Below are 20,761 nucleotides of genomic sequence, written 5' to 3'. Positions count from 1 at the left end.
ACCCGTAAGGCCGAGGTTACGGCGCCTCGATTCCGTCGATGATCGACTGGACCACCGCGCCGTAGCGGCTGACGAGATCCTCGGAGTCGAGTACGTCCGCCGACAGGATTCCCATCGTTCGGATGCCGCTCGCGAGGCCGAGCAGCACGGCGACGACCATCTGGGTCGGCAGTTTGTCGTCGGAGGTGTCGCCGATCTTGCCTGCGATGCCACGGATGTAGCGCTCGCGCGCGTCGGCCTGAGCCGCCGCGCGGTCGGGCGCCTCGTGGATCAGCAGCGGCATCATCACCCACGGCTCGGACTCGTCGCCGTCACGGCGTTCGACGATGTTGCGCACCAATCGATATCCGGGTGACTCGTGTTCGCAGAAATGCGGATCGTCGGCGACCGACGGCAAGGTCGGCGCCGCCGCCTTGTACAACTCGGCCTTGCTGCCCATCATCTTCATCACCATTGCAGGTGAATAGCCGGCCAGTTCGGCGACGTCCTTGATCGTCGTGGACGTGTAGCCACGCTCGGCGAACAGCCGACGGGCCGCGTCGATGATGTTGTCGCGCGTGGACTTTCCGGTCACGGCCCCCACCCTAGTCACGACGCGGTCTCCGCCCGGGCCTCGGCTGCAGCCTCGACCACCGTGGAGACGGGCACCTTGCGCGGCATCCGCGGGATGAACCACGCCACCGCGGCCGCGAGCATCGCCATCGCGAAGGCCACCGCGAACACCGCGCGGAACGCGTCGAGCGTCGGGAGGTGAACGCCCGCGATGTCCATCGTCATCGCCGTCAACAAAGCGGTCACGACCGCACTGGACGTCGACGTGCCGATCGACCGCACCAGCGAGTTCAGCCCGTTCGACGCGGCGGTCTCGGTGATCGGCACGGATTGCATGATGAGGATCGGCATGGCCGAGTAGGTGATCGCGGTACCGATGTTGACGACCATCGCGCCCAGGATGATCAGGGCGATGGACCCGTTGAAGGAGAACCGGATGACGTAGGCCGCCGCGAGGATCAGCGCACCGGTGATGAGGGTGGTACGGGCACCGAATCGGACGGTGATCTTCGCGGACAGCGGCGAGAACACCACCATCGACATGCCCGCCGGAACCATGCACAGTCCAGCCGTCAGCACGCTGAGTCCGAATCCGTAGCCGGTGCTCTCCGGCATCTGGAGCTGTTGGGTGGTCGCGAGCATGTTCGCGAACATCGCGAATCCGACGATCATCGACGCGATGTTCGTCAGCAGCACCGGGCGACGTGCTGACGTTCGCAGATTCACCATCGGGTCGGTGACTCGCAGCTGGTACGGGATCCAGATCGCCAGTACCACCGCCGCGAGGGCGAAGCAGCCCAGCGTGCGGGTGCTGCCCCAGCCCCACGCGCCGCCCTTGGAGATCCCGAGAAGCAGAGCGGTGAGCGCCACCGACAGGATGACGGCGCCGAGGATGTCGAACCGGCCGGGCGAGCGGACCTTCGATTCGGGCACGACGAACGCGACAGCAGCGAGCATCACGGCACCCGCCGCCGCGGAGATCCAGAAGATCGCGTGCCAGCCCAGGTGCGGATAGATCACGCCGGCCAGCGGAAGCCCCAGCGCGCTACCCATACCGAGCGTCGCACTCATCAGCGCCGTCGCTGCGGGCACCTTCTCGCGAGGCAGTTCGTCCCGCAGGATGCCGATGCCGACCGCGATGAGCGACGAAGCGAATCCCTGCATGCCGCGCCCGATCAGCACCGTGACGAAGGTGCCGCCGATCGCTGCGAGCAGCGAGCCGCTCACCATCACCGACATCGACACCATCATCATGCGCTTCTTCCCGACCATGTCGGCCAGGCGCGAGACGATCGGGGTGGCTACCGCCGCACTCAGCAGCGTGATCGTGACCAGCCAGAATGCGTTGTCGGCACTGACGTCGAGGATGTGACGCAGGTCCGGGAGGAGCGGTACGACGAGTGTCTGCTGCAGCGAGACGAGGGTGCCGCACAGACACAGCACCGCGGTCATCAGGGCGCTGGAGCGACGCGGCGACGCCTGCTCCCCGGGGAGCGCGGTGGCGAGGGGTCGTGCTGCCAATGGATCATCTCCGGACGTACGAGCCGGTCGGCGGGCCTGCGGGCAGCCTCTGACGACCGGGGTGAATGAGCGTTCACCTATGAGTGAACACCCATTCACCCCAGCGGGCAAATCGCCGTCCCGCTACGAGGGAGATGTGATCGAGTCCTCAGACGCGGGCGAACTCGCCGGCATCGGCCCACCGGCGTCGCTCTTCGGCGAACGCGACCGCCTGGCTCGCCCGGAACGCCGCGATCGAGTCCGCGTTGTCGGTGAGGAACTGCTCGTGCTCGGCCAACGAGAACCGACCGTCGGCGATCTCGATCCCCCCGGCTCCTCGTCCGGCCGCGAGATCGGCTCGCAGATCGAGCAACTCGTCGGGTTCCACCGGATACCAGGAGATCCGGTCGAAGAAGCGCAGCAGCCACGGCGTGCCGTCCTCGAACGGACCCGACGACTGCGGGTGCCGGTGGTTCCACACCTGCGTGGTGCGGCCGACGAACTGGTAGCCGCCCGGCCCCTCCATCCCGTAGATGCACAGGTACGCACCGCCGATGCCCACCGCGTTCTCCGGCGTCCAGGTGCGGGCCGGGTTGTACTTGGTGGTGACCAGCCGGTGCCGCGGATCGAGCGGCGTCGCGACCGGCGCTCCCAGATACACGTCGCCGAGGCCCAGGACGAGATAGTCGGCCCCGAACACGGTGTCGAACACGTCGTTCACCGAGTCGAGTCCGTTCATGCGGCGGATGAACTCGATGTTCCACGGGCACCACGGCGCGTCCGCGCGCACCCCGTGCATGTAGCGCGCGATCGCCTCGCGGGTCGCCGGGTCGTCCCACGACAGCGGCATCCGCACGGTTCGGCTGGGAACGACCAACTCGTTCGCGGCGGGGAGCTGGTCCTCGGCCTCGGCCAACAGGCCGAGCAGCCTCGGAACCGGCAGGACGTCCGGGTCCACCCGCACCTGCAGCGACCGGATGCCGGGCGTCAGGTCGAGCAGGCCGGCCGGCCGTTCGGTTTCGAGCCGCTGGTGCAGCGCGTGCACCCGCGCCCGCAGCGCCAGGTCGAGTGTCATGTCGCCGTATTCGACGAGCACGTTGTCGTCGCCCGATCGGCGATACGTGACGGCGGTGTCGCCGTCCCGCCTGGCGAGCACACCGTCGTCGCCGTCGCCTCCCGCCGACAGCACCGCCGGCAGTCCGGCTCGGCGTCCGAGACCGAGGTCCCGCCGCGACGCCGCTCGATCGGCGCGGACCGGAACGAATCGCACCGTGTTGCCCGGCGCGAGCTGCCCGAGCTTCCACCGGTCGGCCGCGACCACCGTGACCGGGCAGACGAATCCGCCGAGACTGGGCCCGTCGGGGCCGAGCAGGATCGGTGTGTCCCCGGTGAAGTCCAGAGCACCGATCGAATAGGCGTTGTCGTGGATGTTCGACGGGTGCAACCCGGCCTCGCCGCCGTCCGGACGGGCCCAGTCGGGCCGCGGGCCGCTCAGGCGCACCCCGGTTCGGTCGGAGTTGAAGTGCACCTCGTAGTCGGTGCGGTACAGCGCGTCGATGTCGGCGCGGGTGAAGAACTCCGGGGCGCCGTGGGGTCCCTCGGTCACTGCGAGCTCCCAGCGCTGCGACAGGGCCGGAACGGAACCGGCCGGGACCGCAGTCGGTGCGGACGTCGGCGTGTCGCCGAGGGCCAGTACATCGCCCTCGCGCAAGGTTCGCCCGTCGAGGCCACCGAATCGGCCGAGGGTGAACGTCGAGGCGCTACCGAGGAATTCGGGAACTTCGATGCCGCCCGCGATCAGGACGTAGACGCGAAGCCCGGGACCGGACACGGCCCCGACGTCGAGCACTCCCCCGGCCGGCACCCGCACCGGCCGCCACTGCGGGACCACGGCACCGTCCACGGTGACGGTGGTCGGCGCACCGGTGACACATACGTGCGTCGGCTCGTCGAACCGCAGCGCGGGCCCGGCCATGACGGCTTCGAATCCTGCCGCACCCTCGGCGTTTCCGACTGCGACGTTGCCGAGACGGAAGGACAGGTCGTCCATCGGGCCCGACGGGGGTACCCCGATCTGCCAGTAGCCGGTCCGACCGGGATAGTCCTGGACGGTGGTGCCCATTCCCGGCCGGAGCACCGTGCACTTGGCGGTCATGGCTGCACCTCCCGGGGGCGAGTGACGATCATGCGGACGGCAGTGGGATCGAAGCCGTTGCACGGGTTGTTGATCTGCGGACAGTTCGACACCAGTACCAACGCGTCGACGTCGGCACGGAGCGCAAGGCGCTTGCCCGGGGCCGAGAGGCCGTCGACGATGCCCAGGGCACCGTCGGGATCGACCGGCACGTTCATGAAGAAGTTGATGTTCGAGACCAGGTCGCGCTTACCGAGACCCCAGCGGGCGCCCTCGACGAGGAAGTTCTCGACGCACGCGTGCTGGTGCTTGGTGTGGTGGCCGTAGCGCAGCGTGTTCGACTCCTGTGAGCAGGCACCGCCGACCGTGTCGTGGTTGCCGACCTCGTCGGCGACGATCGTCATGAGCGGGCTCGCGTCGTCCGAGCGCAGCACGCTGCCGGTGGTGAGGAACAGGTTGCGCTGCCCGACGACCGTAGCGGCCGCCGAATAGCGGCGGGAGTGATCGCCCGCCGCGTAGATGAGCGTGTCGACCGCCTGGTTGCCGTGCAGGTCGACGATGGTCAGGACGTCGCCTGCGGCCACGACGGCGGACCACGGGCCGCGGGGTGCCACGGTGTCGTCGAGAACGATCTCGCCCGGGACGAGCGCCAGGTCGGCGGCGGGGAGCAGGGTGGTCATCATGCGTCCTTTCCTTCGAGCGGTACGGCGCCGTGCAGCGCAGTCCAGGCGTCCTCGGTGTTGGCGACGGCGCGCCGGTATTCGGGATCGTCGTTGTGGAGGACGTCGAGTTCCTCGGCTGCCGTCCAGGCGAGGAGTTCGAGCGAGGTGGTGCGGAACTCCGGTGCCGGATCGAGCGGGTGCGCGGTGTTCGCGACCAACACGATCACCGGCAGATGGAGCAGCAGGTCGACGTACGCCCCGGCACCGGCGGTACCCGTACTGACGAGAGCCCCGTCGGTGTCGACCCGGATGCCGTGGAAGAAGGACAGCGACGGCGGCAGGTCCCGGGGGGCGAGGTCGTGCTTGGCTGCGGCGACGGTGAACAATTCCCGCCCGGCGGGCGTCGGCGAGTGCAGGGCCCCGTCGCCGTATCGCGCCCGATTCGCGGCGGCACTGGTGGTGCCGCACAGTGCGTCGTGGTGTCCGGACGTGTCGGCGACGACGGTGGCGAGGACGCGGCCGGCATCGGAGAGCAACGGGTGCCCGGGGCCGAGGTACGCCTGCCACGGCACCTTGACGGTGTCGGCCACGTTGAGCCGCTCCCAGGGGGCGTCGGCCCGGAAGAGCAGCACGTTGGCGCAGGCGTCGCCCTCGAGATCCCGTAGCCGGATGCGGGTGCCCCGGGCCAGCACCTTGGACGCGTACCGGCCGCCGGGAACGGTTTCGGCCCACACGAGGCGCTCGGCGGCGACGCCCTCCGGAGGTGTCGGACAGTCGGCGGCGGGCACTACCGGCATCGCGTCGGTCCGCGTACCGGCCTGGGCTCGGGCATGTGCGCGAGCGGTGGCGGTGGTGGAGGTGTCGTCGGACTGCTCGACGAGGTCGGGGACGGTCACTTCAGGCTCCGATCGTGACGGGGGTCGGGATGCGGTCGCTGCGCGCGGTGCCGCGGGACGAATAGCAGGCGGCGCCCACGATCACGACGGCGAGCACCGCGAGGGGGGCGGCCCACTGCAGGACCGGGTACTCCCCCGTGGGGTTGAAGATCTCGGCGCGGGGCCAGGACAGGTTGACGACCATGAGGGCGCCGTAGCCGACGGCAGCGATGTTGACGGGAATCGCGAACACGCCCAGCGAGAACAGCTTTCGGCCGTCGGTATCCACATCGGGGCCGCCGAGCGAGCGACCGGACAGGCGCCGCACGAGCATGGGCACGGTGACCATGAGGTATGCGAGATAGATGAGCACGATGCACACACTCGAGAGCGTCGCGAAGATCGCGGAGTTGCCGACGTTCACGGCCAGCACGGCGATGCACAACACGCCGATCAGGACGCTCGGTGCGATCGGGGTTCCGGTGCGGGGGTTGACCTTGGCGAGCACCTCGCTGGCCGGCAGTTTGCCGTCGCGAGCCATCCCGAACATCAGCCGCGACGCCGCGGTCTGGATCGCGAGGGTGCACACGAACACCGCGATCGCGACGTCCACCAGTAGCACGGTCCCCCACGGCGAACTCAGGATCGACGTCAGCACGTAGGGCAGGCCCTCGGTGGCCAGGCGACCGTCGGTGAGGCTCGGCGCGGCCATCAGCGCACCGACGATCATCAGGCCACCGCCGAGCGCCGAGACCGACAGCGCGAGGCGGATCGTGCGCGGCGCGACCCGACGCGGGTTGTGCGTCTCCTCGGCAAGTTCACCCGCGGAACCGAAGCCGACCATGACGTACGCGGCCATCAGGCCCGACACGATCCACGCCCAGATGTACCCGGGCTGAGAGCCGGCGACACCGGTGTCGAACACCACGTCCGGGCCCCGCTGGGCGTGGGTGAAGAACATGCCGATCACGGCGATCACTCCGACGATCTCGCAGGTCACGCCGATGCTGTTGATCCGCGACATCCAGTTCACGCCGATGCAGTTGATCGTGGTCGTGAGCACCAGGAGAATCGACCCCAGCAGTACCGCGTTGGCAGCGCCGTCCGGCGAGGTGAGAGCCGGATCGTCACCGATCACCTGGAAGCCGCTCCAGATCGACGGCAGCACCACCTGCAGCGCGATCGCGGCGGCGGCCGCGGTGACGATCTGCGCGATGATCATGAACCAGCCCGCGAACCAGCCGACGATCGCGCCGCCTAGGCGCCGGGCCCACTGGTAGATCGCGCCGGAGATCGGGTAGCGCGCCGCCATTTCGGCGAAGCACAGCGCGACCATGAACTGCCCGAGGAAGACGACGGGCCAGGTCCAGAAGAAGGCCGGCCCGGCGAAGCCGAAACCCAACCCGAACAGCTGGAAGATCGTCGTGAGGATCGAGACGAACGAGAAGCCGGCCGCGAAGGACCCGAACTTGCCGAGCGAGCGGTGCAACTGCTGCTCGTAGCCGAACTCGGCCAGGTCGCCCCGGTCGCTCGACGCTGTCGTCACGGTGGCTGTCATGAACCCTCCTACGAGAGGCGGAAAGCGTCACCGGCCCGGGAGGCCCGGGCACTGGTTTCTGTCACTCGACAGTTTTCGGGCCGCAACGACGCGCACGATGTCGCGCAGGTTGCGATCGTGGGTCGCGATCGGCGATTTCCGTTGCGGACGCGTGTCCCCGGTTACGGGACGGTGTCCGAGCCCTCACAATCACAGGTCAGGACGACGAAACACGGTGCAGCACTTTCCTGTAAGGATGAGGACATGACGACGACGGGTGCCGGACGGCCACGACTGAAGACCCGCACACGGCCGGGTGCGACCGCACGCGAGGAGATTCTCGACGCCGCGGCCGAACTGTTCACCACGCGCGGATTCACCGGAACGTCGACGCGGATGATCGCCGACGCCGTCGGAATCCGGCAGGCGTCGATGTACCACCACTTCGCCACCAAGGACGACATCCTCGCCGCGCTGCTCCTGGACACGGTCGCGGGACCCCTCGCGTGCGCCGAGATGTTGCGAAGGAACTGCCCGGATCCCGTCGTCCGCCTCTACGCGCTCACACTCTTCGACACCGCCCAACTCGCAGAGTCACGCTGGAACCTCGGCGCCTTGTATCTACTGCCCGAGGTGACGACGGATCGGTTCACCGAATTCCGTTCTCTGCGTGGTGAACTCATGGAGCAGTACGCCGATCTTGCGGGCGAGGCCCTGGCGACCATCGGTGATCCGAACGTCGGACGAGCCGCCGCCGCGCTGCCGTTCCGCCTGGTGGAGGCCACCATCAACGCCCGCTCGGACGCCGTCGACCAATCCGGCTCGCCGGCGCCGGGACTTCCGCCCGAGCTCGTGGCGGACGCGGTCCTGCGCGTGCTGGGGCGATTCGGTCCCACCACCGAGATCGCACACCACGCCCGAGGCGTTCTCGACCGGCTCGCGAAAAGTTGTCCACAGCCTGAGCGATGAGGGACGACTGCGGGCCGGACGGTCGGTTACAGTGTGTGCCGAGTCGACCAATGGGGGGTCATCATGGACGGGTTTTCTGCTGCGCCCGATGAGATTCGGGTGTACGGCGACGTCGCGGCGGGGGCCGCGACTCACATCGCGACGGCGGGTGGGTTGGACCTGGCCGCGAACGTCGCTGCACTGACACCGGTGTTCGGCGCGATAGGCGCCGATTTCGTGGCAACGTTCGCGGCCACTCAGACCGCGCACGCACGGTCCGTCGCCGCGCTCGCGAACCACTACGCCGGCACCGGGGCGGTCGCGCACGCGGTCGCCGCCGCATACGACGCCACCGATCACGCCACCGGACGCGTCCTCGGCGACGCGCGCAGCGCCCTGGGAGGCAACGCATGACGACGACACCCGAACCGACCGCAGGCACCGCGCAGCCGACCGTGCTGGATCTGTTGCAGGCGTCCCCCGTCGGGCCGGTCCTGGACATGCCGGTTCCCCGGACACCGATGGAGGCGCTCGCAGCCTCCCCGCTCGGTCCGGCGCTGAACACGCCGTTCGTCGACATCGCCGCGGGGGCACTTCCTCCGGCGCCGGCGCTGCCACCTCTTCCCGAACTGCCACCCCTTCCGCCGCTGCCCGGTATCGATCAACTACTGCAGCCCGTGGCCGATCTCGCGAGCGCCTTCGGGACGGGCGCGTTCGGCGGATTCGACCCCACCGCGTTGCTGCGCCAGTCGTCGTCGGTCATCGACACCGCGCTGTCGATGGGGGTCTCGGGGCTGCGCGCTCTGGACGGTGCCTGGGACGGCTCCGCGGCCCTGGCGGCGCAGTCGCAGGGCGAGCAGGTCCGAATCACCGGAGAACAACTCAGCGAACGCGGCAATGCCATCGCGTCCGTCACCCAGGACGCCGCGGCAACGGTCTCGCGCGGCAATGCGCAACTCGTCGCGGTCGCCGAATCGTTCGCAGCGACCGCCGTGGCAGCCGCTCCGGTCGCGCTCACTCCCCCGGGTCAGACGATGCTGTTGGCCGCGGCCGCCGACCACCTGCAACGCGCGCTGTCGGTGGTCGCCGCGACTCGCGCCGAACTCGCCGGCCACCAGTCCGCGATGGCTGCGCTGGGCGCCGAGATCCCCGTTCCCGCGGCTCCCGCGCCGGCGGCCGGTCTCCTCGCTGCGGGCGGACAGTCGCCCGTCGCGGTCGCGGGGTCGGTGCTCGAGTCCGTGGGCAGGTCTCTCGCCAACTCGTCGCCGCAGTACGGTGACGCGCTTCCGCCACAGACGCACGCCGCGAGCATGGCACCCGTGTCCACCCGCGAATTCGCTCCTACCGCAGCGTCGTTCGGCGGGGCCGGCGGATCCGGTGGCGCCGGTGGCGGATTCGTCCCCGGCTTCGTCGCGGGGAGCGCGGGGACCTGGGCCGGATCGACCGGGCGCGGCCCGTCGGCCGCGCAACCCTCCGTGGCCACTTCTGCGACCACCCCGTACGCCGAGGGCGGGACCCGCACGTCCGGTGCCGGCACCCCGGCACCCGGCTACGCCCCGACCGGCACGGGAGCGCAACTGCGCGGGGCGTACGACGACACGGTCCACCGGGGGAACGCCGGCTACCTGGCCGCCGCCGTACCGGGCGACGAAGTGGTCGGCGAGCTGCCGATGGTCGCGCCCGCAGTGATCGGCAGCGTCGAGATCGATGCGCTGGGCGGCTTCGAGGATTCGGGAATCGAGGGCAGGGCGCACTGACGCGCGGTCGGCGCGCTCGGGCTCGGCGTGGTCAGACGAGACCGAGCGCGCGGACGGCGTCGCGTTCCTGCGCGAGTTCGGCGATCGACAGATCGATGCGCGCCCGGGAGAACTCGTCGACGTCCAGGTCCGGCACGATCCGGAACTCGCCGTCGGCGCACGTCACGGGGAACGAGCTGATCAACCCCTCCGGCACCCCGTACGAGCCGTCGGAGCATACCGCCATCGACACCCAGTCCCCGTCGGCGGTGCCGGCGGTCCAGTCGCGCACGTGGTCGATCGCGGCGCTCGCTGCACTGGCCGCGGACGACGAACCGCGAGCACGAATGATCGCAGAACCACGTTGCTGCACGGTCGGAATGAACACGTCCTCGATCCACCGGCGGTCCGACACGGCGTCCTCGGCGGGCTTGTTCCCGACGAGCGCGTGGGACAGGTCCGGGTACTGGGTTGCCGAGTGGTTACCCCAGATCGACATGCGCCGGATCGATGCCGCAGGCTCGCCGGTCCGGTGCGCCAACTGCGCGATGGCCCGGTTGTGGTCCAGCCGGGTCAGCGCACTGAACCGGGTGCGTGGCACACCGGGCGCATTGTTCATCGCGATGAGGGCATTGGTGTTGGCGGGGTTGCCCACGACGAGGACCTTGACGTCGTCGGCGGCCGCGGCCTCGATCGCTCGTCCCTGCGTCGTGAAGATCGCGCCGTTCGCGGCGAGCAGGTCGCCGCGCTCCATGCCCTTCGTGCGAGGCCGGGCACCGACGAGCAGCGCGACGCTCGCACCGTCGAAGCCGACGACGGGGTCGTCGGTGATCTCTACGCCGTTCAGCAGCGGGAACGCCCCGTCCTCGAGTTCCATCGCGACGCCCTCCGCGGCGCGGACTGCCGCCGGGATCTCGAGCAATCGCAACCGGACCGGGGTGTCGGGGCCGAGCATGTCGCCGGCCGCGATCCGGAATAGCAGTCCGTAGGCGATCTGGCCGGATGCGCCGGTCACGGTGACCGTGACGGGTGCCTTGTCCACAGGTGCCGCGTTCATACTGCCTCCTCGAGTCGAAGTCGACACCTCCACCGTAGGCACGAATTCGTCGGCGGGAGAATGGGATCGGTCACATCCCACGAGCTACGCCACAGAGTGCCGACCGTCACACCCGGACAAGCTTGGCGAGGTCGCTGCGGTGACTGAGGGCCAGTTTCTCGCACGCACGGTAGATGTGGCCCTCCACGGTGCGGACCGACAGGACGAGACGCCGGGCGATGTCCTTGTTCGACAGTCCCCGGCCCACCAACACCGCCACCTCTCGTTCGCGGTCGGTGAGTGGGAGCGGACGGGCCGCCTTCGCGAGTGCCGGCGTCGTCGCCCCGTCGCAACGTGACGCCAGCCAGTGCGCCTTCGCCGCCGACGTCAACTCGCCGCGTCGATCGTTGGATCGGGAGTATGCAGTCGCGGCCTGAGCGTACGTGTCGGCCGCAGCCAACAGGGTCCCGGTGCGTTCGAACTCTGCCGCGAGCGCATCGAGTGCCGGGCCGTCGGCCTTCGCCAACGCCTGCGCGCGCGCCGCCGCGACCCGCGCGAAGGGTCCGTCCACGAAGGCGGCGAGCTCGCCGAGCCGGGATGCGGTCGTGTAGTCACCGAACGTCGTCGCGACGTCGAGTGCGATCGCCTCGACGGCGAACTGACCGGATCGCGCCGCGAGGTCCGCGCCGCGCCGTGCCGCGTGCACCGCCGCCGAGACCTCCCCCGCCGATCCCGCGACCCAGGCCCGCGCGATGTCGATCAGCGGGTCGAAGAACGCGAGTTCCGGACCGGAGTTGCGTTCGGCGACCGCGAGCGCCGCGGCCGCGTCGGCACCCTTGCCCTGCGCGGCACGCACCTGACACAGACTCACTGCGGCCAGCAGCATCCATTCGGAACGGGTCTCGCGGTCCAGGACGGCCAGCGCCTCGGTGAGGTGTTCGGCCGCGTCGTCGAGCCGGCCGCCGGTCAGTTCGACGACGCCCGACGCCACATCGGCCAGGGCCGCGCTGTTCGGCTGGCCGGCCGCCATCTCGCGATAACGGGCGGCGGTCGACTCCGCCGCCGAGAGCCGCCCCACGAGTGTCAGGGCGAGTACCTCGAAGTACCCGATGTGGAAGCGGAGCAGTCCGTCGCCGTGCGAGATCGCCTCCCACGCGGATGCCGCGAGGGCGCCCACCTCGAGTCCGCGCCCTGACACCGTCAGTGCCGCCACCCCGGCGAAGACACCGCTTGCGCGGGCCCACGGGTGCGCCTCCGGGGCCGCCTCCACCTCCCGCGCCAGTGCGATCGCCGTCCCGAGCTCGCGGTCGTACAGGTGCAGCACCGCGTCGAGGGCCACGACGGACACCGCCAGCATCGGATCGCTGATCCGATCGCGCTCACGCCGGAACAGTGCGACCGCTTCCTGCGGTCTGCCGGCCTCGAGATACAGGCTCGCGACGCGGGTCAGCAACCATCGCGCGACGTCGTACTCACACAGTTCGTCGGGGTCCACGGCCGCGAAGACTTCCTCGGCGTCGTCGCCCTTGCCCTGCCACATCAGCGCGCGGCCGAGCGCGAACGACGCGTCGAATCCGCCGCCGCGGCGAACGGCGGCAGCGGCCAGCCGGGCCCCGAGTTCCAGGCTGGCCATCGCGATCGCGTCCTCGGCACCGCGAACCAGCAGTTCGGGATCCGGCTCGATGCCCGACTCCACGGCGAGTTCCGCGATCCGCATCGAGGTCACCACGCCCGGGTCCGGTGATTCGCGCAGCACCTCCACCAGCCGCCGTTTGATGCGCTGCGCCGCGAGCACCCCCGCCCTGTCGCGGATGACCTCGCCGAACAGCGGGTGGGCGAGCCGCACCACGTGCGCGTTGCCGACATCCCGGATCCGTACCAAGTCCAGCCGCTCGGCCTCCTCGATGGAGCGCCGGCTGACGAGTTCGCTGAGCACCTCGAGTTCGAGCGGCTCGCAGAACGCCAGGTAGTCCACCACGTCGAGCGCGTCTCGCGGGGTGCGGGCGAACCGTGATTCGAGCAGCGACGCGAGCGCCGCGGACACCCCGGGCCGCCCCCGTAGCTGCCAGACCCCACCGGATCGGCGCAGCGTGCCGCCGTCGAGCGCACCCTCCACGAGGTGCCGCAGGAACAGCGGATTCCCTTCCGACGCCTCCCAGATCGCGTCCGCGCTGAACCGCTCGACCGGGGCACCGAGCACCTGGTGCAGTTCCTCGTCCATCTCCGCGCGGGTGAACGGCTCCACGACGAACGGGGTGAGCAGCCCGTCCTTCCACAGTGCCTCGATCGCCGACGGGACCGGCGCCCCGCTGCGGACCGTGACGACGAGGCGGACGTCGCGGCCGACCGCCAGTTGGTGCACGAGGCCCGCGGAGAACTCGTCGAGCAGATGGGCGTCGTCGACGCCGACGATGGCGGCGCCGCCGTCCGGGGCCGAGCCGTCCTCGGCGAGTACGTCCCGGACCGCTCGCAGGGCGACGACCGGGTCGCGCGAGGTGGTCCGGGCCAGGTGCGGCGCGAAGGCGCCGAGAGGAATGCTCTGGGTGGACTCGGTGCCCACGATCCAGCGCGCCTCACCGGTCAGCGAACCCACCAGTTCCCGCGCCATCGTGGTCTTGCCGACACCGGCGGTACCGACCAGCACCACTCCGCACGATCGTCCGTCGCGGAGCAGTTCCCGAGCGCCCTCGAACGCAGCCTTACGGTCCAGGACGGGCCAGAGACCGACCATGCTTCGAACGATAATCCTGTCGGTGGCCCCCGCGCATCGAACCGCGCAACCCGCAATCAGGGAGTTACTGCGCGGTCGGTCCGGTCCCGCCGCCTCGGATTCGGGTCAGTTCGACAACCCGGCCACTTCCTCGTCGGTGAGGGTCGTCTGCGGCACCCGTCCCGCGTCCCGGACCAGGACGACGGCTCGATACAGCGGCCGTTCCTCGAGCCCGGCGCCGCGCGCCTCCGCCCGCAACTGGTCGATCAGCAGCGACGCCGCACCGGCGGCCGGAGCCAACTCGCTCGCCGACAGCGCATCGGCGAGCTTGCGCAGGCCGAGCACGTCGAGTTCCCGACCGCCGTCGGCGGTGTAGAGCGCGAGGGGGACGGTGCGGACCACGCGACCGTCACCGATCCGGACGGCCACCTGGCTGATCCGGGCGACGCGCACGACGAATTCGACGCTGACCGCCCGCGCGACGTCGACGCGGCGCTCGATGAGGCCGTTCGATGCGTGAATCGTCGTACCGGACAGCCAGATTCGACGACGCGTCGCCAGCAGCGCGGAGACCGCGGTGGGCAGCGCGATCACCGCACCCACCGCGAGCGCGACCAGCGGAGCGGCGAAGATCGCCACCACGCCGCCCACGACGACTCCGATGACGACCGCGACCAGCGCGACCTTCCGCATCCGCGGAGCGAGCATCGCCGCCGGGACGAGGTCGAGGGAGAACTCTTCCCCGGACCGCCCGTCAGGCGTCGGCAAGAATCGAACCGATCTGCGCGACAACGCCTTCCATGGCCACCGACGTCTGTTCTCCGTTGCTCAGATCCTTGACGGCGATGGTGCCGGCCGCGAGGTCCTCGTCGCCGAGCACCAGCGCGATGCGAGCTCCGGAACGATCCGCGGCCTTCATCGACCCCTTGATGCCACGGTCGCCGTACACCATGTCGACGCGGATCCCGGCCGCACGCAGCGCGTGGGCGATCTTCACCATCTCGGTCTTCGCGGCGGCGCCCAGCGGGACCCCGAAGACCTCGCAGCGGGCGGGGTTGCCGGCGGACTTGCCTTCGGCCGCGAGCGCGAGGATCGTCCGATCCACCCCGAGGCCGTACCCGATGCCCGACAGCGGCTGACCACCGAGCTGCGCCATCAGCCCGTCGTAGCGACCGCCGCCGCCGATACCGGACTGCGCGCCCAGGCCGTCGTGGACGAACTCGAACGTCGTCTTGGTGTAGTAGTCCAGACCGCGCACCATGCGGGGATTGACGACATACGGCACCCCGAGGGCGTCCAGGTGCGCGAGGACCTCGTCGAAGTGCGCCTTCGCGCTCTCCGACAGGTGGTCGAGCATGAGCGGCGCGTCCGCCGTCATCTCCCTGACGTGCGGCCGCTTGTCGTCCAGGACGCGCAGCGGATTGATCTCCGCGCGGCGGCGGGTGTCCTCGTCCAGGTCGAGCCCGAAGAGGAACTCCTGCAGGCGCTCCCGGTACTGAGGCCGGCAGGTGTCGTCGCCGAGCGAGGTGATCTCGAGGCGGAAACCGTCGAGACCCAGGCTGCGGAACCCGGCGTCGGCGATCGCGATCACCTCGGCGTCGAGCGCGGGATCGTCGACGCCGATCGCCTCGACACCCACCTGCTGCAACTGCCGGTAGCGGCCCGCCTGCGGGCGCTCGTAACGGAAGAACGGGCCGGCATAGCTGAGCTTGACCGGAAGCTGACCGCGGTCGAGCCCGTGCTCGATCACAGCGCGCATCACACCGGCCGTGCCCTCGGGACGCAGCGTCACCGAACGGTCGCCGCGATCGGCGAACGTGTACATCTCCTTCGAGACGACGTCGGTGGATTCGCCGACGCCCCGGGCGAACAACCCGGTGTCCTCGAAGATCGGGAGTTCGATGTGGCCGTAGCCCGCGAGCCGGGCCGCGCGGGTCAATCCGTCGCGCACGGCGACGAACTCCGCGGACTGCGGCGGAACGTAGTCGGGAACGCCCTTGGGGGCCGAGAAGGTGCTGAGACCTGACTTACTCACGGTGCCTACTTTTCCTTACTGGGACGCGGTCAGTCCAACGAGGAACGGGTTGGACGCGCGTTCCTGGCCGATCGAGCTCGAGCCCCCGTGCCCGGGCAGGATCGCGGTGGTGTCGTCGAGCACCAACAGCTTCCGCGCGATCGACTGCAGCAACTGCTCGTGGTTGCCACCGGGCAGGTCGCTACGGCCGATCGAACCCTGGAACAGGGTGTCGCCGGTCAGCGCCACCTGGAGCGGGCCCTCCTCGGTTGCGATCTCGGTGCGCAGCACCACCGAGCCCTGGGTGTGCCCGGGCGTGTGGTCGACGACGAAATCGATGCCGGCGACGGTGAACTCGTCCCCGTCGGCCAGCTCGATCACCTCGTCCGGCTCCCGGAACTCGACGCCCGCGATGAACTGGTTCATCGACGGCCCGATGCCGCGTCCCGGATCGGTGAGCATGTACCGGTCGTCGGGATGGATGTACGCCGGGATTCCGTAGTGCTCGCACACCGGATGAACCGACCACGTGTGATCGAGGTGACCGTGCGTGAGCAGAACCGCTTTCGGCTCGAGTTCCGACTGCGCGAGGAACTGCATGAGCGGCTCGGCGGCGTCCTGACCCGGATCGACGACGACGCACTCCCCCGAGTCGTCGTGCGCGAGAATGTAACAGTTGGTCTGGAACATTCCGGCGGGGAATCCGGTGACGAGCACGGCGACAACTCCTAGAGTACGGGGCGGTTAACGGGGTCATACGGGATCCGGAGCGGATCAGTACAGCCTAGGCCGTCGCCCCGCCAGGATCCTCTCAGGTTGAGGTGGCAGACTCGCGCATGTCCCATGTGCGGTGACGGGCGCCACGGGAGAGTTCCGAAGAAGACCGAACGAGACGTACGGGAGGACGACTGCAGTGCCGAGCAATCAGCAGCGCCGTGAGGCTGCGAAACGAAAGCTGGAACGCCAGCTCGAACGGCGCGCCGAACGCGCACGGAAGCGCAAGCAGATGACGATCGCCGGGTCGATCGTCGGCGCGATCGTCGTGATCGCGGTCGGTGCCGTCGTCGTCACGCTGTCCGGCAAGGACGACAACTCGACGGAGAACACCGCCGCGTCCGAGACGCCCAGCGCCGCTGCGATGCCCGCGGGCCGCGCCGAGCCGCTGCCCAACCTCGTCAACTGTGCGTACACGCCGGCCGAGGCCCCCGCCAAGCCGAACAACCCGCCGCGCGCCGAGGGCATCGACACGACGCTCGCGACGGTCAGCGCGAGCATGGAAACGACGCAGGGCCCCATCGGGCTGACGCTGAACAACGCCGAATCCCCCTGCACCGTGAACAGTTTCGTCAGCCTCGCGTCGCAGGGCTACTTCGACGGCACCACCTGCCACCGCCTCGTCACCGGAGAGGGCCTGCAGGTGCTGCAGTGCGGCGATCCGACGGGCACCGGCAGCGGCGGACCAGGCTACCAGTTCGCGAACGAGTTCCCCACCGACCAGTACGCGCCCGACGACCTGGCCGCCCAGACGCCCGTCACCTACAAGCGCGGCACCATCGCGATGGCCAACGCCGGCGCGGGCACCAACGGCAGCCAGTTCTTCCTCGTCTACGGCGACTCGACGCTGCCGCCGCAGTACACGGTGTTCGGCACGATCGACGAGACCGGACTCCAGACCATCGAGAAAGTGGCCGCCGCCGGCGACGACGGATCGATGTCCGCGGGCGGCGGCAAGCCGAACCTGCCCATCGACATCACCAGCGTGAGGTTGGATTGATGAAGCGCACGGCATTCGCGGCAGCCGGACTCGGCCTCGCCCTCCTCCTCACCGCGTGCGGCAGCGACGACGGCGGATCGTCCGACACCACGACGAGTTCGTCGAGCATGTGGACCACCCCCGAGGCCCCGAAGATCGACCTGTCGCAGTACCCGGCGCTGCCCGCGCCGTCCGCACCCGCGGCACCGACCGTCGACTGCACGTACCCGGCCGCCGGCACGGCCGCGAAGGAAGTGCAACCGCCCAACGGGACCGCTGTCTCCACGGCCGGAACCGTCGCCGTCGACCTCACCACCGGCCAGGGGCCGATCGGCATGACTCTCGACCGCGGTGAAGCGCCGTGCAGTGTCAACAGCATCGTCAGCCTCACCGAGCAGGCCTACTTCGACAACACCCCCTGCCACCGGATCTCCACTGCTCCCGGCCTGGGCATGCTCCAGTGCGGTGACCCCAGCGGTCGCGGCAGCGGCGGACCCGGCTACCGGTACGACAACGAGTACCCGACGAACCAGTTCGCACCGAACGACCCGGCGTCGAGCAACCCCGTCGTGTACCCGCGCGGCACCGTCGCGCTGGCCAACGCCGGCGTCGACACCAACGGCAGCCAGTTCTTCCTGGTGTTCGAGGACTCGCTGCTGCAGCCCAACTACACCGTGGTCGGCACGATCTCCGACGAGGGTCTGGCGACGCTCGACAAGATTGCCGCTGCGGGCGTCGAGGGTTCCACGTCCCCGGGCGACGGCACACCGACCGACACGGTCACCATCGAGACCGCCAAGGTCGCCTGACCCGTCCCGAACAGCTGAAGGGTCCCTTCGTGCGCTCCCAACGCACGAAGGGACCCTTCAGCCGTGTATCGGGGGTTCTCAGGCCGCCGAGGTGACGCGGTAGACGTCGTAGACGCCCTCGACGTTGCGGACCACGTTGAGCACGTGACCGAGGTGCTTCGGATCGCCCATCTCGAACGTGAACTTGCTGACGGCGACCCGGTCACCGGATGTGGTGACCGACGCCGACAGGATGTTGACCTTCTCGTCCGCGAGCGCCTTCGTGACGTCCGACAGCAGCCGGTGCCGGTCGAGCGCCTCGATCTGGATGGCGACGAGGAACAGCGACGTCGGCGACGGCGCCCACTCGACGTCGATGATCCGCTCCGACTGCTCGCGCAGCGACGTCGCGTTGGTGCAGTCCGTGCGGTGCACGCTGACGGCGCCGCCGCGCGTGACGAACCCCATGATCTCGTCTCCCGGCACCGGGGTGCAGCACTTGGCGAGCTTCGCCACGGTGCCCGGTGCGCCCGGCACGAGCACGCCGACGTCTCCGGACGTGCGCGATCGGGTGGGGATAGTCGACGGTGTCGACCGCTCTGCCAGCTCCTCCTCGACGGCGGTCTCGCCACCGAGATGCGCCACGAGCCGCTGCACCACGTGCTGGGCGGACACGTTGTGCTCGCCCACCGCGGTGTACAGCGCCGAGACGTCCGTGTACCGCAGCTCGTGCGCCAGCGCGGTCATGGCCTCGGCATTGAGCAGGCGCTGCAACGGAAGACCACCGCGGCGCACCTCACGCGCGATGGCGTCCTTGCCCGCCTCGAGCGCCTCCTCGCGGCGCTCCTTGGCGAACCACTGCCGAATCTTCGCCTTCGCGCGCGGCGACACCACGAACGTCTGCCAGTCGCGGCTCGGCCCGGCGTTCGGGGCCTTCGACGTGAAGACCTCGACGACCTCGCCGTTCTCGAGGGTCCGCTCGAGCGCCACCAGCCGGCCGTTGACCCGGGCGCCGATGCAGCGGTGGCCCACCTCGGTGTGCACCGCGTACGCGAAGTCGACCGGCGTGGATCCCGCCGGCAGTGTCACCACGTCACCCTTCGGGGTGAAGACGAAGATCTCCTTCACCGCGAGGTCGTAGCGCAGCGACTCGAGGAACTCGCCCGGGTCCGCCGCCTCACGCTGCCAGTCGAGCAACTGGCGCATCCACGCCATGTCGTCGACCTCGGCGATGTCGTTCGAGTGCTTGCCCTTGGTCTCCTTGTACCGCCAGTGCGCGGCGATACCGAACTCCGCGGTGCGGTGCATGTCCCGGGTGCGAATCTGCACCTCGAGCGGCTTACCCTCGGGTCCGATCACGGTCGTGTGCAAGGACTGGTACACGCCGTAGCGGGGCTGCGCGATGTAGTCCTTGAACCGGCCCGCCATCGGCTGCCACAGCGAATGCACCACGCCGACCGCGGCGTAACAGTCCCGGATCTCGTCGCACAGGATCCGCACGCCGACCAGGTCGTGGATGTCGTCGAAGTCGCGGCCCTTGACGATCATCTTCTGGTAGATCGACCAGTAGTGCTTGGGCCGGCCCTCGACGACCGCGTTGATCCGCGACGCGGACAGCGTCGCATTGATCTCCGCCCGCACCTTGGCCAGGTACGTGTCCCGCGACGGCGCCCGGTCCGCGACCAGGCGCACGATCTCCTCGTACTTCTTGGGATGCAGGATCGCGAACGAGAGGTCCTCGAGCTCCCACTTCACCGTCGCCATGCCGAGTCGATGTGCCAGTGGCGCAATGACTTCCAGCGTCTCGCGAGCCTTGCGCGCCTGCTTCTCGGGCGGCAGGAAGCGCATCGTGCGCATGTTGTGCAGGCGGTCGGCGACCTTGATCACCAGCACCCGCGGATCCCGCGCCATCGCGATGATCATCTTGCGGATGGTCTCGCCCTCGGCCGCCGATCCGAGCACGACCTTGTCGAGCTTGGTCACGCCGTCGACGAGATGCGCCACCTCGTCGCCGAACTCGGCCGTCAACTCCTCGAGCGAGTATCCGGTGTCCTCCACCGTGTCGTGCAGCAACGCCGCGACCAGTGTCGTGGTGTCCATGCCCAACTCCGCCAGGATGTTGGCCACCGCCAGCGGATGCGTGATGTACGGATCGCCCGACTTGCGGAACTGCGTCGCGTGCCGCTGCTCGGCGACGTCGTACGCGCGCTGCAGCAGCGAGAAATCGGCCTTCGGATAGAGCTCGCGGTGCACCGCGACGAGCGGCTCGAGCACCGGCCGGATCGGCGCGTTGCGCTGACCGGTGATGCGGCGAGCCAGTCGCGCCCGCACCCGCCGCGATGCCGACGTCGGCACCGGCGCGCTCTTCTCGGCGGGATTCGCCCCGCCGGTATTCGTGGCATCAGTGTTCTGGGAACGATCAAGATGCTGGGTCATGCCGTCACCTCCTGCCACCGCACTGCCACGGCCACTCGGAACCTGGCGGCACTGCTACACCACCAGGCACAACTGTAGTC

Annotated in this window: 17 protein-coding genes; 5 read left to right on the top strand and 12 right to left on the bottom strand. The window is 69.5% G+C overall.

Annotated elements, in window-relative coordinates; genetic code table 11:
- Positions 1–16: 16 nt before the first annotated feature.
- The 6 genes from C7H75_RS11555 to C7H75_RS11530 form a co-directional block, all read right to left on the bottom strand.
- Positions 17–574, bottom strand: coding sequence for a TetR/AcrR family transcriptional regulator (locus C7H75_RS11555; RefSeq protein WP_022595678.1), 558 nt, complete (start codon positions 572–574; stop codon positions 17–19).
- 14 nt (positions 575–588) lie between these two features.
- Positions 589–2,073: an MFS transporter gene (locus C7H75_RS11550; RefSeq protein ID WP_005513506.1), complete on the bottom strand. Its 1,485-nt coding sequence runs from the start codon at positions 2,071–2,073 to the stop codon at positions 589–591.
- A 148-nt stretch (positions 2,074–2,221) separates the two neighbouring features.
- Positions 2,222–4,207, bottom strand: a complete 1,986-nt coding sequence (locus C7H75_RS11545; RefSeq protein WP_106851367.1) for a 5-oxoprolinase/urea amidolyase family protein — start codon at positions 4,205–4,207, stop codon at positions 2,222–2,224.
- Positions 4,204–4,869: an urea amidolyase associated protein UAAP2 gene (locus C7H75_RS11540; protein WP_005513508.1), complete on the bottom strand. Its 666-nt coding sequence runs from the start codon at positions 4,867–4,869 to the stop codon at positions 4,204–4,206. The genes C7H75_RS11545 and C7H75_RS11540 overlap by 4 nt, the downstream gene beginning before the upstream one ends.
- Positions 4,866–5,744: an urea amidolyase associated protein UAAP1 gene (locus C7H75_RS11535; RefSeq protein WP_084968694.1), complete on the bottom strand. Its 879-nt coding sequence runs from the start codon at positions 5,742–5,744 to the stop codon at positions 4,866–4,868. The genes C7H75_RS11540 and C7H75_RS11535 overlap by 4 nt, the downstream gene beginning before the upstream one ends.
- A gap of 1 nt (position 5,745) precedes the next feature.
- On the bottom strand, positions 5,746–7,281 hold the full coding sequence (locus C7H75_RS11530) for an amino acid permease (RefSeq protein WP_064057858.1): 1,536 nt from the start codon (positions 7,279–7,281) through the stop codon (positions 5,746–5,748).
- 243 nt (positions 7,282–7,524) lie between these two features.
- On the opposite strand from C7H75_RS11530, the gene C7H75_RS11525 reads away from it, so the two are divergent.
- The 3 genes from C7H75_RS11525 to C7H75_RS11515 all read left to right on the top strand — a co-directional run bounded on the left by C7H75_RS11525 (position 7,525) and on the right by C7H75_RS11515 (position 9,965).
- The gene (locus tag C7H75_RS11525; RefSeq protein WP_106851366.1) at positions 7,525–8,229 is read left to right on the top strand and encodes a TetR/AcrR family transcriptional regulator; all 705 of its coding nucleotides are present in this window, start codon (positions 7,525–7,527) and stop codon (positions 8,227–8,229) included.
- 63 nt (positions 8,230–8,292) lie between these two features.
- Entirely contained in the window at positions 8,293–8,622 is a 330-nt protein-coding gene (locus C7H75_RS11520) for a type VII secretion target (RefSeq protein WP_005513513.1), read from the top strand.
- Positions 8,619–9,965, top strand: a complete 1,347-nt coding sequence (locus tag C7H75_RS11515) for a hypothetical protein (RefSeq protein ID WP_106851365.1) — start codon at positions 8,619–8,621, stop codon at positions 9,963–9,965. The genes C7H75_RS11520 and C7H75_RS11515 overlap by 4 nt, the downstream gene beginning before the upstream one ends.
- 31 nt (positions 9,966–9,996) lie before the next feature.
- On the opposite strand, the gene C7H75_RS11510 is transcribed toward C7H75_RS11515, so the two are convergent.
- The 5 genes from C7H75_RS11510 to C7H75_RS11490 all read right to left on the bottom strand — a co-directional run bounded on the left by C7H75_RS11510 (position 9,997) and on the right by C7H75_RS11490 (position 16,421).
- Positions 9,997–11,001, bottom strand: a complete 1,005-nt coding sequence (locus C7H75_RS11510) for a malate dehydrogenase (protein ID WP_005513515.1) — start codon at positions 10,999–11,001, stop codon at positions 9,997–9,999.
- Positions 11,002–11,107: 106 nt separating this feature from the next.
- Positions 11,108–13,711 (bottom strand): helix-turn-helix transcriptional regulator, encoded by a 2,604-nt coding sequence (locus C7H75_RS11505; RefSeq protein WP_064057856.1) that lies wholly within the window; start codon positions 13,709–13,711, stop codon positions 11,108–11,110.
- Between the two features lie 105 nt (positions 13,712–13,816).
- Positions 13,817–14,398 (bottom strand): hypothetical protein, encoded by a 582-nt coding sequence (locus tag C7H75_RS11500; RefSeq protein ID WP_106852007.1) that lies wholly within the window; start codon positions 14,396–14,398, stop codon positions 13,817–13,819.
- Between the two features lie 46 nt (positions 14,399–14,444).
- A complete protein-coding gene (hisS, locus tag C7H75_RS11495) occupies positions 14,445–15,725 on the bottom strand; it encodes a histidine--tRNA ligase (RefSeq protein ID WP_013415863.1) in 1,281 nt (426 codons plus the stop codon).
- Between the two features lie 15 nt (positions 15,726–15,740).
- Positions 15,741–16,421, bottom strand: coding sequence for an MBL fold metallo-hydrolase (locus C7H75_RS11490; RefSeq protein ID WP_064057855.1), 681 nt, complete (start codon positions 16,419–16,421; stop codon positions 15,741–15,743).
- A gap of 196 nt (positions 16,422–16,617) precedes the next feature.
- Between C7H75_RS11490 and C7H75_RS11485 the strand changes: the two genes are divergently transcribed.
- Positions 16,618–17,478 carry a peptidylprolyl isomerase gene (locus tag C7H75_RS11485; protein WP_106851364.1) on the top strand — a complete coding sequence of 287 codons (861 nt, stop codon included), beginning with the start codon at positions 16,618–16,620 and terminating at the stop codon, positions 17,476–17,478.
- Positions 17,478–18,266: a peptidylprolyl isomerase gene (locus tag C7H75_RS11480; protein WP_013415862.1), complete on the top strand. Its 789-nt coding sequence runs from the start codon at positions 17,478–17,480 to the stop codon at positions 18,264–18,266. The genes C7H75_RS11485 and C7H75_RS11480 overlap by 1 nt, the downstream gene beginning before the upstream one ends.
- A gap of 78 nt (positions 18,267–18,344) precedes the next feature.
- Here the strand turns inward: C7H75_RS11480 and C7H75_RS11475 are convergent, their stop codons facing one another.
- Positions 18,345–20,681 (bottom strand): RelA/SpoT family protein, encoded by a 2,337-nt coding sequence (locus tag C7H75_RS11475; protein ID WP_005513524.1) that lies wholly within the window; start codon positions 20,679–20,681, stop codon positions 18,345–18,347.
- Between the last annotated feature and the right edge of the window lie 80 nt (positions 20,682–20,761).

It is taken from the genome of Rhodococcus (subgen. Prescottella) equi (genome assembly GCF_003013675.1).
GTDB lineage: Bacteria > Actinomycetota > Actinomycetes > Mycobacteriales > Mycobacteriaceae > Prescottella > Prescottella equi.
This window is presented reverse-complemented; position numbering and strand designations above follow the sequence as displayed.